This is a genomic window from Paenibacillus sp. GCM10023250, assembly GCF_042653205.1.
Classification (GTDB): Bacteria; Bacillota; Bacilli; order Paenibacillales; family Paenibacillaceae; genus Paenibacillus_Z.
Map to the genome: position 1 here is coordinate 49,431 of NZ_JBHSHY010000028.1, position 12,915 is coordinate 62,345.

The following is a 12,915-nucleotide window of genomic DNA, read 5'->3' on the forward strand; positions in this document are numbered from 1 at the left end:
GGGACGATCCCCGTACGGCCATTTTTATCACGATAGACGGCTCAGCCAGGCGCGAAAGGCCCGCGGATCAAAGCTCTCACAGGTACAGCGGCAACGTCGCCAAGCCCCGGAACAGCAGGCTGGGGTGCCAATTCGGCTCGGCGTCCGCGAGGCGCATTCGCGGAAAGCGCGACAGCAGCGCGGACAGCGCGAGCTCGCCTTCCATGCGCGCGAGCGGCGCGCCCAAGCAGAAATGCGGACCGGACGCGAACGCCAAATGGCGGTTCGGCGTACGCGCGACATCGAAGACGTTCGGACGCTCGAACTGCGCGGGATCGCGATTGGCCGCGCCGAGGATCACGTTCACGGATTGGCCTTGACGGATCGTCCGGCCGCCGATCGCGTAATCGGCGGCCGCGAGGCGCGACGTCATCCTCACGGGGCTTTCGAAGCGCAGCGCCTCTTCGACGGCGGAGGCGGCCAGTTCCGGACGCGCGAGCAGGCGGGCGAGCTGATCGGGATGCCGGAGCAGGCAGTAGACGCTGTTGCCGATCAGATTGACGGTCGTCTCATGGCCGGCGACGAGCATCAGCACGCAGGTCGCGACGAGCTCCTGTTCCGTCAGCCGCTCCCCCTGCTCGTGCGCCGCGATCAGCTCGCTGATCATGTCTTCGCGCGGAGCGGCCTTGCGTTCCGCGATCAGGTCGCGGAAGTAGGCGGAGATCTCCTCCGCGGCTTGCTTCGCCTGCTGCGCGAACCCTGCCGGCCGCTCGCCGCCCTCGAGCACGCCCGCGAAAACACGCGACCACGCTTTGAACAGCTCGCGATCCTCAGACGGCACGCCGAGCAGCTCGGCGATGACGATGACCGGCAGCGGGAACGCGAACGACGCGATCAGGTCGGGCCGGGACGCTTCGGCCATCTCGTCAGCCAGATACTCCGCGACCGCGCGGACCCTGGGCTCGAGCCGCTCCATAGACCGCGGCAGGAACGCATGGCTGACCAGCCTTCTCAGCCGCGTATGCGCCGGCGGATCGCGGAACAGCATCCAATTATCCAGCAGCTCGCCGACCGGCTTCCATTCCTCGGAAGGCGGCGGCAGCTCCTGCCGTTGCTGCTCCGGCAGCGCGTTCCGGTACTCGCGGACAAATACCGGATCCTTCAGAATCCGGTTCACGTCCTCGTACCGGGACACAACCCAGAACCCGGCGCCCGTGACGTCGCACAGCGGCTCCTGTTCCAGCAAATACGCGTAAAAATCGTCCGGATTGCCGTGCAATCGGGGCGAATACGTTCGGAACCACGCTTCAATATCGGCTGTTTCGAAGGCTGTCGGCAATTCTTGCATTGCGATCACGCTCCCGGATAATGGAATGATTCGTATGGATGATTCGTCAAGCCAACCCTTCCTGCGCTTGTAACGCCTCGTACATCTCCTCGATCATCTTCGTCGCTTCCTCGACGTCGAGCTCCAGCGCCCCAGCGTTGATCATCGCGCCCATGCCGATCCAGAACATCGCCAGCTTCAAAAACAGGCGCCGCAAGCGGGCTTCCTCCATCCCGCCGAACCGGCCGTCGAGCTGCAGAAATGCCGCGCGCATGGCTTCGTAGAGCTTGTTATTGTCGTACGCCCCGTACTCGGACAGGAAGATCGCCCGGAACAGCCGCTTCTCGTGCTTCGCGAACAGCAGGCAGCCGATCGCCATGTTCATGACGGGCTCGTTGTTCGCGTTCTCGTACGTCTCGATGCGGGCCAGCGCGAACCGAACCGCCCGGTCGAACACGTCTGCCTTGACGGCTTCCATGCTGCCGTACACGCTGTAGATCGGCTGCGTCGAGCAGTTCAGCCGCCGCGCGACGCGGCGCGTCGTCAGCCCTTCGAGCCCTTCCTCCCGTACGAGGTCGAAGGCCGCGTTCAGGACGCTTTCCTTCGTGATTTCTGCTTTTGGGGGCATCGGCATCTCTCCGCGTCGTTAATGGCATGGATCATTAAAATGGTGAATGGCAATCGTTAAACGCATAAATAATGACATCCGTTATATAACGTATGTTATATGGTTATTTTTTACATGTCAACGACGGATTTCAGCGACCGTTCGCCGGGTCCCGCGCGCAACAAAAAAGCCGCGCTACGAAGGTCCGACGGTCCCCCATGCGCGGCTGGCTTTATTCGTGTGCCCCTACAATACCTTCGACAAAAACGCCTTCGTCCGTTCCTCCCGCGGCCGCTCGAACAGATCCTCCGGCGGTCCTGCCTCGACGACGCGGCCCTGCTCCATGAACAGCACCCGGTCGCCGACCTCGCGGGCGAAGCCCATCTCGTGCGTCACGACGACCATCGTCATGCCTTCCTTCGCGAGCTGTTTCATCACGCCGAGCACCTCGCCCACCATCTCGGGGTCGAGCGCCGAGGTCGGCTCGTCGAAGAGCATGATCTTCGGCTCCATCGCCAGCGCCCGCGCGATGGCGACGCGCTGCGCCTGTCCGCCGGAGAGCGAGGACGGATAAGCATCCGCCTTGTGCTCCAGCCCGACCTTGCGCAGCAGTTCGAGCGCCTTCGCCCGCGCCCTCTCGGCCGTCCATTTGCGAATCTTGATCGGCCCCAGCGTCAGGTTGTCCAGCACTTTCAGATGCGGGAACAGATTGAATTGCTGGAAGACCATGCCGAGCTCCGCCCGCATCGCGACGATGTCCGTGCCCTTGGCGAGCAGCGGCGTGCCGTCGACGATGATCTCGCCGCCCGTAGGCTGCTCCAGCAGATTGAGGCAGCGGAGGAACGTCGACTTGCCCGAGCCGGACGGCCCGATTACGACGAGCACCTCCGACGGCGCCACGTCGACCGTGACGTCCTTCAGCACTTCGTTCTTGCCGAACGCCTTGGCCAATCCCTTCACTTGTATAATCGGTTTCGCCGCCATCGTCATTGCACCCGCCTTTCGATCCACATCAGCAGCTTATTGAGCGTATACGTCAACACGAAATATACGAACGCCGCCGTCAGGTACGGCTCCCAAACGCGAATGTACTGCGCCTTCATCGCGTTGCTCCAGTACATGATCTCGGGCACCGTGATGAACGTCAGCAGCGACGAATCCTTCAGCAGCACGATAAATTCGTTGCCGAAGGCCGGGATCATGCGTTTGATCGCCTGCGGCAGCACGACGTAGCGCATCGCCTGCCAGTGCGTCATGCCGATGGACAGAGCGGCCTCCGTCTGCCCCTTGTCGATCGACTGGATGCCGGCCCGGTAGATCTCCGCCGTGTACGCCGCCGCGTTCAGCGACAGCGCGACGACCGCCGCCGCGATCGCGTTGGTCTTGCCGTAGACGAGCGGCACGAACGCGAAGTGCACGATGAAGATTTGCACGAGCAGCGGCGTCCCGCGGAAGAAGTTGATGTAGGCTTGCATCGGCCAGCGAAGAATCCGGAAGCGCGACATTTTGCCGAGGCCGACGCCGAGGCCGAGCATCGAGCCGAGGATGATCGACGCGAACGAGATACAGATGGTGTATAACGTCCCTCGCATGATCAAGGGGAAGTAATCTCCGATGATATCGAATCTAAAATCCATGCCGATTCGCCCTTTCTCCTGCATTGTAACGATAAAAAGAGCATGCGCAACGTTCGACTACGCATGCTCCGCTATTCGTCCGTTATTTCGTTTCCAACAAACCGGCCGTATTCGGCTCCTCGTCAAACCATTTCTTGTAGAGCTCCGCGTACGTGCCGTTCTCGATGATCGCCTTGATCGCCGGATCCAGCTTCGCCTTCAGCTCGCTGCCTTTCGGATACGCGATGCCGTAATACTCCGGCGTGAAGTTCGTGGTATCCTGCACTTCCTTGTACTTCTTATCCGGATTGCTCTTGATGAAATCCCGCACGATCGCGATATCCGCCACGACGGCGTCCGCCCCGCCCTTATCCATCTCCAGCAGCGCCACCGCGTTGCTGTCGAAGCGCTTCAGGTCGGTGTTGCCCTCGCCCATGATCTTCGTCATCAGAATGTCGGCGGTCGTCCCGCTCTGCACGGCGACCTTCTTGCCCTTGAGGTCCGTCGCGCTCTTGATGTCGCTGTCTTCCTTCACCATGATCACGTTCACAGATTCGAAGTACGGCATGGAAAAATCATAGGTCTGCGCGCGGTCGTCCGTAATCGAAATGCTGGACAGGCCCGCTTGATATTCGGTGCCTTGCTTGACGCTCTCGAGCATCGCGTCCCAGCCGACGTTGCTAACTTTATACTTCAGCCCGGCCTCCTTCATGACAGCCGCGATAAAATCGATGTCGAAGCCCTTGAGCTCGTCCTTGTCCATGTATTCCATAGGGCGGTAACTAGCGTCGCTGGCGAATTGGTACGTCGTCTCGTCCCCTCCGCCGGCCGTGCTGCCGTTGTTCGCTGCATTATTAGCAGGCGCTTCGTTCTTCGCGCCGCAGGCCGACAGCAATACGGCAGTTATCAACGTAACAATACCTAACGTTACTCGTTTCTTCATGGTGGTTCCCCCTCTAATATTCGGATTCTGTTACGATTCTACCAAGAAAACAGGGAAAATATCAAATTAAATTTTTTATTTTGTTATGTAACCTAACATTAGTTCCATGAATTTACGGATTATGCGCTTTCATGGAAGGTTTAGAGCTGCGCGGACATAAAAAAAGGGTACGCCTTCCAATTAGACGCACCCTTCCCCGTCGCATGCTCGCCGCATTTATGGCCGTCTTGCCGTTATCGCGCTGGCCGCGGACCGGACAGCTGCAAGCGGAACCGTGGCCGCATGGGACGGAGGAAGCCTATTCTTCCTCTTCCCCGAGCGCCATGTTCGGATTGAAGTCCGCCACCACGAGCACATCCATATGCCGGCCTTCCCGCAATATCGTATCGATGACCGGCGTGCGCGTCATGCGCTGCCAGAAGCCGGGGCGGGACTGTCCGAGGATGATCTGCGTGCTCTTCAGCTCGTTCGCCTTCGCGAGCAGCGCGTCGGCGACGTGATTCCCGGACACGCCGCTCTGCATCTCGAAACGTCCGCCGAGCCGGCCGACCAGCGCCTTGATCTCCTCGATCCGCTTGGCGCACGTCTCGGAGCGGTCGCCTTCGGTCCGCACGTAGTGGACGTGCCAATCCGCCTTCAGGCGGTAGGCGATGCGGAAGCCGCGGCGAATGAGGCGCTCCGCGTTCGGGCTCGTCGTCACCGCGACGAAGATCGACTCGTGGCGCCGCCACGGGCCGCGCAGCGAACCGTTGCGCTCCCACGACTCCAGCCGCTCATCCACGTCGTCGGCGATCTCCCGCAGCGCCAGCTCGCGGAGCGCGATCAGGTTGCCCGTCTTGAAGGGGCCTGCGAGCTTCTCCTTGACCATGTCGGGGCCGTAGATCCGGCCTTCCTTCAGCCGCTCCTGCAGCGCGCTCGGCGCGACGTCGATCAGCTCCATCTCGTCCGCCAGGCGGAGCACCTGGTCGGGTACCGTCTCCGTCACGGTCGTGCCGCAAATCTTCTCGATCGAGTCCTTCAGGCTCTCCAGATGCTGCACGTTCAGCGTGGCGATGACGGAGATGCCCGCATCCAGCAGCTCGCGGATATCGTCGTAGCGGTGCGCGTTGCGGCTTCCCGGCGCGTTCACATGCGCCAGATCGTCGATCAGCACGACCTCGGGATTGCGCGCAAGAATCGCGGCGACGTCCATCTCCTCGGCCTCCGAGCCGTTCGCCCCCGCCTTCAGCCGCGGCATCGCGGTCAGCTTGCCGATCTGGGCTTCCGTATCCGGTCTGCCGTGCGTCTCCGCGAAGCCGATGACGACGTCAATGTCTTTGCGGAGCAGCGCGTTGCCCTCGCGGAGCATCATGTACGTCTTGCCCGCTCCCGGCGCGGCGCCGATATACACCTTGAACCGGCCGCGCCGGATGCGCTCGATCTTCTTCTCGAGCTCCTGCTCGCTCAAGCGGCGGTACGGCTCGGATGGCTTCAGCACGGCGCGCTTCGTCGGCAGCACCCGTTCGCCCTCGTGCTCCGCGCGGTCGGCCATGAAGAAGACGTCGATGTTGCGGACGTGCTTCAGCAGACTGCGGGCGATGGAGCCCTGCCGGAGCTCCTCCGTGCGGGTCTGCTTGGAATGGCCCATGACGATCCTCGTCGCGTTGATGAGCATGGCGTAGCGGATCAGCGCGCGCGGCACCTGTTTGCGGCTCGTGATCGCGATTTCCCGAAAGCCCGCACCCACCTTCTCGACGAGCTTCAAAATCGATTTCTTGAACGCTTCCCGTTCCTTGGTCGGCTCCTGCGACGCGTCCGTGAAGACGACGACCTGCAGGTCGCCGCCGAGCCGCTTCGCAATCTGCTGCCCGCGGCGAATGTAGAGCGATCCGTTCACGTGGTACTGCGCCGCGACGAGAATCCGCTCGGACGCGCCGGACGGCCCGATGAATCCCTGCTCCTCGCGGTATTTCTCCAGCGACTCGTTCACGCCCTCCGCCATGAGGCGAAGCGCCAGCTCGCGCAGCTTGCCGACGTTGCCGCGCTTCAGCAGTTCGGGGTCCTTCACGTTATTCAGCCGGCCTTCGCTCAGCCGGTTCAGGATCGTCTCCGGCGACACGTCGATCAGCCGCACCTCGTCGGCGAGCTCCAGCAGATCGGCAGGCACCGTGCATTCCGGCTCGATGCCGGTCAGCTTCTGCGCCTGCTCCTTCACGCCTTCCAGCTCATAGACGTTGACCGTCGTGATGACGCTGATGCCGCGGCTGAGCAGAAACCGGATATCCTCGCGCCGCGTCGGAAACCTGGCGCCGGGCCGGTTCTCGTGCGCGAGCGAATCGACGAGCAGCACCTCCGGGTTGCGGTCGACGATCGCATCGAGGTTCAGGTCCTTCTTCTCGGCGTCGCCCTTCATCCAGTGGATGCTCGGAATGCGCTCCAAATCCGCCAGCTGCTCCACGGTCTCGGGCCGCCGCATCGTCGACACGGCGCAGACGGCCACGTCGATGCCTTGCTCCTTGAGCGCCTGGCCCTCGCGCAGCATATGATAGGTTTTGCCCGAGCCGCTGACGGCGCCCACGTAAATTTTCAGCCGCCCGCGGTGGATTTTGGAGATGGATAACAGCAGTTCCTCCGGAGTTTGTCGCCGGTAGCCGGCCATAACGTTATACCCCTTTCATGCCCATACATATAAATTTTCATGTTGCCCGGAATCTTATGCTCGCCACGAAAACGGACATCAAAAAAGAAGCCAGCAAAAGACGGCCTCCAATTCAGAGAACGCCTCTCGCGGCTTCTAGGCACACTGTATCTGTAGTGGCTGTTCGCACGCATATTCGTCGCCTCTCTCGGTCGCTTACGAGGTTAGCTGTCGGATTCGGACATGAGAGCCGCCCTACCCGGGACGCGAGGCTATGCGCCTCCGCCCGGGATTCACCCCTGATGGCAAGTCCGGAAGCGCGCGGCTTCGGACAGACTTGTCATGTCGTTGGTTCCCCCGTTTTCCTGTTCGGAAATTCAGCGTTGTCGATTACGTTGTTAAGCATGACTCATGTTACGCCGAAGCTTGACTTTTGTAAAGGAACTCCGTGCGCACTCCGTCCCGCTGTACGTGCAACGGACGCAAATATAGCGCTTACAAAGGCGGCGCGCTTCAGGAATCTCGCGCTACCTCACTTTATGACCCGTTTCCGTAATTACCGGCGAATGCCAGGGGCCGCCGGCGGCCTGGCCCCGGTACGATCGTCCGGGTTCCGGCGCGCTGGCCGCGGGCGGCCGGGAATCAGACGTTCCCGGTCGCCATCTCGATGCCCCGCAGCGCGAGGCCGATCAGGAAGCCGCAGAGCGCGCCGTTGACGCGGATCCATTGCAGGTCCTGCCCGACCTTGTCCTCGATCAGCTCGACGAGCTGGTCGTTGTCGAGCCGGTCCAGATTCTCCTTCACGAACGAGCCGATCCGGGCATGGTTGCGCTCGATCAGCGCCGCGGCCTGCTTCTTCAGCCAATGCTCGGCGTCCCGCACCAGCGCCTCGTTCGCTTCGATCCGGTCGAGCATCCCCTCGACGGCCGGCCACGCCTTCCCGGCGAAGTCCGGCGCGCTCAGGAATTCGAGGACCTTCTCGCGCAGCCGCTCGAACAGCTTGCGCAGCTCCCCCTCTACGTCGAACGCCTGGAGCAGCTCTTCGCGCATCAGGTCCAGCCGGCCGGATTCCGCTAGCTGCGTCACGAGCGTATCGAGCGCCTCGCGCAGCTTGCTCATGACGATCCGGCGGCGCTCCGTGCCCGGAAGCTTCAGCTCGGCGAGCTTCGAGAGCGCGAACTGCTGAAGCATCGCCCCGAGCTTGTCCTCCTCGAGGTAGCCGATGAACGCGTTCACGGCGAACGACATCAAGCCGCCGAGGTTGAGCCCCTTGATCAGCGTCATCACCGCGCTGCCGAGCTCGCGCTGCATGCCCTCCGTGGCGACCCACGTCTCCGCGCGCTCGAGCAGCAGATCGAGCATCCGCTCGTCCGTGCCGTCCTCCTCGGCCTTGCGAATGAAGCCGCGCAGCGCTGCCTCCAGGTCGATCCGCCGCACCGCGGCCTCGATCTCGCCGGACAGCAGCGGCACGACCCGATCCGCGTCCACGCTCCGCAGCACGTCCGCGAGCAGCAGCGGCAGCCGCTCGCTCTCGACCGCCGAGCGCAGGGCGCCGCGCACGACAGGCAGGAGCTGCTCGGCCAGCTCGACCTGCCGCAGCTTCTCGAGCATGCTGTCCTTCGCCAGCAGCCGCTCTTCGAGGACGCGCACGATGCCGTCGGACATCTTCTTCCGGTTGCGCGGCAGCAGCGCCGTGTGCGGAATCGGAATGCCGAGCGGGTGGCGGAACAGCGCGGTCACGGCGAACCAGTCCGCCAGCCCGCCGATGACGCCGGCCTCGAAGCCCGCGTGCAGCAGCCCGAGACCGCCGCCGCGGAAGGGCAGCGTCGCCGCGAAGCCCGCGGCCATCGCGCCGAGCGAAAGATTGGCCATTTGTTTGTTTCGCTTCTTTACTTTCGCCATGATTCTCCTCCTAGGATTGCTACCTACACCATACCATTATGGGCGAGCCTGTTGCAAAAATCCGGCCTGCCGCGCGTGTTTACCCTATATAATGAAGGGCTTGCGCTCCCGTCGTTACGATGAGTGCAGCCAGGTTTGGCGCCGGATTCGATCGTTCATGGGATGGAACTGCAGCCATCGCGCGGGCTCGGCCCGTGAATTTCGCGATTGCGATTCCCCGCCTTCTCCGCTACAATGAATCCATACCCCAAAAGTTAAAGCGCTTATACTTTTAATGCCGTGAAGCGATCCGCCGGCGTCGCGCGCTGCGTTAGCCCGGTTTATAATTTACCCCGAAAATTAAAGCGCTTAAACTTAAATCGCCTATCCGCCATTCTAATGAGGAGCTGATCGAGGCCGCATGAAAGTCAGCATTTTCGACGTCGCCAAAAAAGCCGGCCTGTCCGTCGTGACCGTCTCCCGCGTGCTGAACGGCGCGGAATCGGTGCGCGAGGCGAACCGGCAAAAGGTGCTCGCAGCGATGAAGGCGCTGGATTACAGGCCGAACGCCGCGGCGCGCAGCCTGGCCAGGGGCAAGACGGGCGTCATCGGGCTGATTCTGCCCACGCTGCAGGATTCGTTCTTCGACGCGATCGCGAGCGAAATGAACCGCATCCTGGCGGACAGTGGATATGTCCTCGCCGTCTCGGTCTACGCGAGCCCCGGGCCGGGCGATATCCACTATCTCCTGCAGGAGGACCGCGTCGATGGGATCGCGCTGCTCTCGCCGCTCGCGGAATCGCCCTATATCGACGAAATGAACCGCCGCCGCATCCCGTACGTGCTGATCGACAACCAGATGGCGGAGCACGACGCGTTCGCCATCAACGTCGATAATTTCGCGGGCGGCTATGCCGCGGCGAAGCATCTGATCGCCCTCGGCCACACGTCGATCGCGCACCTGAGCGGCAGCGAGCCGTACCGCAGCACGCGGGAACGGCGCAGCGGCTTCCTGCAGGCGCTGCTGGAAGCCGGGCTCGAGCCGTTCGAGCTAGCCGGCGGGGACTATTCCACGGCGTTCGGCTACGCGCACGCGAGCCGCTGGGCCGCGGCCGGCCGGCTGCCCGGCGCGGTATTCGCCGGCGACGACCACATCGCCGCGGGCGTCATCAACGCGCTGCAGCGGGCCGGGGTGCGCGTGCCGGAGGACGTCTCCGTCGTCGGCTTCGACGACCAGCGGATCGCGACGATGCTGCGGCCGTTCCTGACGACCGTCCGGCAGCCGACCGAACGGATGGCCGCCGCGGCCGTCTCGCTGCTCCTGCAGCGGATCGACGGCGCGCCGGAGCAGGCCGGCGGCGGCCGTCTCGCGGCGGAGCTGCTGCTCCGCGAGACGACGGCCCCCGCGGCCGCGAATTCCACTCTACCCGATAAGGAGCAATCGCCATGACGTACTATCTCGGCATCGACGGCGGCGGCACCAAGACCCACGCGCTGCTGACCGACGAGCAAGGCCGCCCGCTCGGCAAGGGCCAGAGCGGCAACGGCAACCATCAGATCGACGCCGCAGGCGCGGAGCGCAATATCCGGGAGGCCGTCGACGAAGCGCTGCGGCAAGCGGGCGTCGCGAAGGACGAAGTGCGCCACGCCTACTTCGGCCTCGCCGGCGCGGACCGGGAAGCGGACTACCGCGTGCTCCGGCCGCTCGTCGCTTCCTTCGGCCTGCCGCGCCATTCCGTCGAATGCGACACGATCATCGGCCTGCGCGCCGGCACCGACCGGCCGTACGGCATTGCCGTGATTTGCGGCACCGGCACGAACTGCGCGGGGCGCAACAAGCAGGGCGAGCATCTCCAGGTCGGCGGCTTCGCCTACATGCACGGCGACTTCGGCGGCGGCGGCTCGCTCAGCGTCGAAGTGTTCCGCTCGGTCATCCGGGCCTGGGACGGCCGCGAGCAGCCGACGCGGCTGACCGAGCCGCTGCTCGCGCTGCTGGGCTATCCCGACGTCGAGACGATGTTCCACGATTTCCTCGACCATGACAAACGGGTGCCGGCTGGCGCGGCCAAGCTGCTGTTCGACGCGGCGGAGGCCGGCGACGAGACGGCGCTCGCAATTCTGCAGAAGCAGGGCGAGGAGCTTGGCCGGTCCGCCGCGGCCGTCGCCCGGCGGCTCGGCATGACGCAGGACGCATTCGACGTCGTGCTCGCCGGCAGCCTCGTGACGCGCGGCGACAGCGGCGGCTGGATCCGCGGCCCGATCGAGGCCGCGGTGCGCGCCGCCGCCCCCGGCGCTTCGGTCGTTAAGCTGACGGTCGATCCCGTCTTCGGCGCCGTCTGGTCGGCGATGGAGGCGGACGGCCGGACGATATCGGCGGACGTGTACGCGCGCATGCGCGCCTTGGGCGATTTCGACGCCATCGCGATTTGACCGCCGCTAACGTTTCGCCTTGGTTATACACACACGATGGGATAGGAGTGTCCATACATGAAGAAACAAGGGTTGAAAATCGCCGTCATCGGAGGCGGCTCCTCGTATACCCCCGAGCTGGTCGAAGGCTTCATCCAGTTCCATGCCGAGCTGCCCGTCCGGGAGCTCTGGCTCGTCGACATCGACGCCGGTCTGCATAAGCTGAACATTGTCGGCGCCCTGGCCAAACGGATGGTCGAGCGCGCGGGGCTGCCGATCGAGGTGCACCTGACCACTGACCGCCGGGCCGCGGTCAAGGACGCCGATTTCGTCAGCACGCAGATGCGCGTCGGCATGCTCGAGGCGCGCGGCCGCGACGAGGCGATCCCGCTGAAGTACGGCGTCATCGGCCAGGAAACGACCGGCCCCGGCGGCATGCTGAAGGCGCTCCGGACCATTCCGGTGCTGCTCGACATTTGCCGGGATATAGAGGAGCTGGCGCCGAACGCGTGGCTGCTGAATTTCACCAACCCCGCGGGCATGGTGACCGAAGCGATCCAGCGCCATTCGCGCGTGCGCAGCATCGGCCTGTGCAACGCCCCGATCGGCCTGACGAAGTGGCTGTCGACAACGTACGGGACCGCGCCGTCCGCGATCTATACCGAGTTCGTCGGACTCAACCACCTGCACTGGGTGACGCGCGTCGACGTGAACGGCGACGACAAGCTGCCGGAGCTGCTCGGGCAGTCCGAAGGCTTTACCGGCAAAAACGTCCCGTCGACCGGCTGGAACCCGCGGTTCATCCGCTCGCTGGGCGGGCTGCCGTCGTATTATTTGAAGTATTTCTACATGACGGACGAGATGCTCGCGGAGCAGCAGGAAGCGTTCCGCCGCGACGGCAACCGCGCCGCGGTCGTTCAGCGCGTCGAGGACGAATTGTTCCGGCTGTACGCCGACCCGAACCTCGCCGAGAAGCCGAAGCAGCTGGAGCAGCGCGGCGGCGCGTACTATTCCGAAGCGGCCGTCAACCTGATGAAGTCGCTCCATAACGGCACGAACGACATCCAGACGCTGAACGTCGCGAACCGCGGCACCCTCGACTTCCTGCCGGACGACGCGGCGATCGAGGTCAACTGCCTCGTGACGAAGAACGGTCCGCTGCCGCTGCCGCTCACGCGGGTGCCCGAGAACGTCAAGGGGCTCATCCACGCCGTCAAAACGTACGAGCGCCTGGCCATCCAGGCGGCCGTCACCGGTGACCGCGACATCGCGCTGCAGGCCATGGTCCACCACCCGCTCGTGCCGAACGTGAACGTAGCCGCGCCGATGCTGGACGAAATGCTGGAAGCGAACCGGGCGTATTTGCCGGCGTTCTTCCCGCAGGGATAGCGATGGAGGCTGCCCGGGGCTGCGGCGGGCCGCCGGGGCGACGCTAGGCCGCCGGGGCGGCGGCGGGCCGCCGGGGCGACGCTAGGCCGCCGGGGCGGCGTCGGGCCGCCGGGGGCGGCGACGGGCCGCCGGGGCGACGGCAGGGAA

At 64.0% G+C, this 12,915-nt stretch carries 10 protein-coding genes and 1 riboswitch; of the genes, 3 read left to right on the forward strand and 7 right to left on the reverse strand.

The window, feature by feature from the left end; all coding sequences use genetic code 11:
- Nucleotides 1-76: 76 nt before the first annotated feature.
- From ACFPB1_RS19500 to ACFPB1_RS19530, 7 genes are all read right to left on the reverse strand, one after another.
- Nucleotides 77-1,327 carry a cytochrome P450 gene (locus ACFPB1_RS19500; RefSeq protein WP_379227784.1) on the reverse strand — a complete coding sequence of 417 codons (1,251 nt, stop codon included), beginning with the start codon at nt 1,325-1,327 and terminating at the stop codon, nt 77-79.
- A gap of 46 nt (nt 1,328-1,373) precedes the next feature.
- On the reverse strand, nt 1,374-1,934 hold the full coding sequence (locus tag ACFPB1_RS19505; protein WP_379227785.1) for a TetR/AcrR family transcriptional regulator: 561 nt from the start codon (nt 1,932-1,934) through the stop codon (nt 1,374-1,376).
- Between the two features lie 225 nt (nt 1,935-2,159).
- Entirely contained in the window at nt 2,160-2,882 is a 723-nt protein-coding gene (locus ACFPB1_RS19510) for an amino acid ABC transporter ATP-binding protein (RefSeq protein ID WP_379227795.1), read from the reverse strand.
- 17 nt (nt 2,883-2,899) lie between these two features.
- Entirely contained in the window at nt 2,900-3,550 is a 651-nt protein-coding gene (locus ACFPB1_RS19515; protein WP_379227786.1) for an amino acid ABC transporter permease, read from the reverse strand.
- An 82-nt stretch (nt 3,551-3,632) separates the two neighbouring features.
- Nucleotides 3,633-4,472: a basic amino acid ABC transporter substrate-binding protein gene (locus ACFPB1_RS19520; protein ID WP_379227787.1), complete on the reverse strand. Its 840-nt coding sequence runs from the start codon at nt 4,470-4,472 to the stop codon at nt 3,633-3,635.
- Between the two features lie 298 nt (nt 4,473-4,770).
- Entirely contained in the window at nt 4,771-7,110 is a 2,340-nt protein-coding gene (locus ACFPB1_RS19525; protein WP_379227788.1) for a histidine kinase, read from the reverse strand.
- Between the two features lie 177 nt (nt 7,111-7,287).
- Nucleotides 7,288-7,482: riboswitch (cyclic di-AMP (ydaO/yuaA leader) on the reverse strand.
- Nucleotides 7,483-7,731: 249 nt separating this feature from the next.
- Nucleotides 7,732-8,991, reverse strand: a complete 1,260-nt coding sequence (locus ACFPB1_RS19530) for a DUF445 domain-containing protein (RefSeq protein WP_379227789.1) — start codon at nt 8,989-8,991, stop codon at nt 7,732-7,734.
- A 400-nt stretch (nt 8,992-9,391) separates the two neighbouring features.
- On the opposite strand from ACFPB1_RS19530, the gene ACFPB1_RS19535 reads away from it, so the two are divergent.
- From ACFPB1_RS19535 to ACFPB1_RS19545, 3 genes are read left to right on the forward strand one after another with little or no spacing between them, the layout of a single operon-like run.
- A complete protein-coding gene (locus tag ACFPB1_RS19535) occupies nt 9,392-10,420 on the forward strand; it encodes a LacI family DNA-binding transcriptional regulator (RefSeq protein ID WP_379227790.1) in 1,029 nt (342 codons plus the stop codon).
- Nucleotides 10,417-11,400 (forward strand): N-acetylglucosamine kinase, encoded by a 984-nt coding sequence (locus tag ACFPB1_RS19540; protein ID WP_379227791.1) that lies wholly within the window; start codon nt 10,417-10,419, stop codon nt 11,398-11,400. Before ACFPB1_RS19535 ends, ACFPB1_RS19540 begins: the two co-directional genes overlap by 4 nt.
- 57 nt (nt 11,401-11,457) lie before the next feature.
- The gene (locus ACFPB1_RS19545; protein ID WP_379227792.1) at nt 11,458-12,768 is read left to right on the forward strand and encodes a 6-phospho-beta-glucosidase; all 1,311 of its coding nucleotides are present in this window, start codon (nt 11,458-11,460) and stop codon (nt 12,766-12,768) included.
- The last annotated feature ends 147 nt before the right edge of the window (nt 12,769-12,915 follow it).

Bases quoted from the DNA above. Each gene is read 5' to 3' on its own strand.
- ACFPB1_RS19530 (WP_379227789.1), bottom strand. From the start codon at position 8,991: ATGGCGAAAGTAAAGAAGCGAAACAAACAAATGGCCAATCTTTCGCTC.
- ACFPB1_RS19500 (WP_379227784.1), bottom strand. From the start codon at position 1,327: ATGCAAGAATTGCCGACAGCCTTCGAAACAGCCGATATTGAAGCGTGG.
- ACFPB1_RS19505 (WP_379227785.1), bottom strand. From the start codon at position 1,934: ATGCCCCCAAAAGCAGAAATCACGAAGGAAAGCGTCCTGAACGCGGCC.
- ACFPB1_RS19520 (WP_379227787.1), bottom strand. From the start codon at position 4,472: ATGAAGAAACGAGTAACGTTAGGTATTGTTACGTTGATAACTGCCGTA.
- ACFPB1_RS19535 (WP_379227790.1), top strand. From the start codon at position 9,392: ATGAAAGTCAGCATTTTCGACGTCGCCAAAAAAGCCGGCCTGTCCGTC.
- ACFPB1_RS19545 (WP_379227792.1), top strand. From the start codon at position 11,458: ATGAAGAAACAAGGGTTGAAAATCGCCGTCATCGGAGGCGGCTCCTCG.
- ACFPB1_RS19515 (WP_379227786.1), bottom strand. From the start codon at position 3,550: ATGGATTTTAGATTCGATATCATCGGAGATTACTTCCCCTTGATCATG.
- ACFPB1_RS19525 (WP_379227788.1), bottom strand. From the start codon at position 7,110: ATGGCCGGCTACCGGCGACAAACTCCGGAGGAACTGCTGTTATCCATC.
- ACFPB1_RS19540 (WP_379227791.1), top strand. From the start codon at position 10,417: ATGACGTACTATCTCGGCATCGACGGCGGCGGCACCAAGACCCACGCG.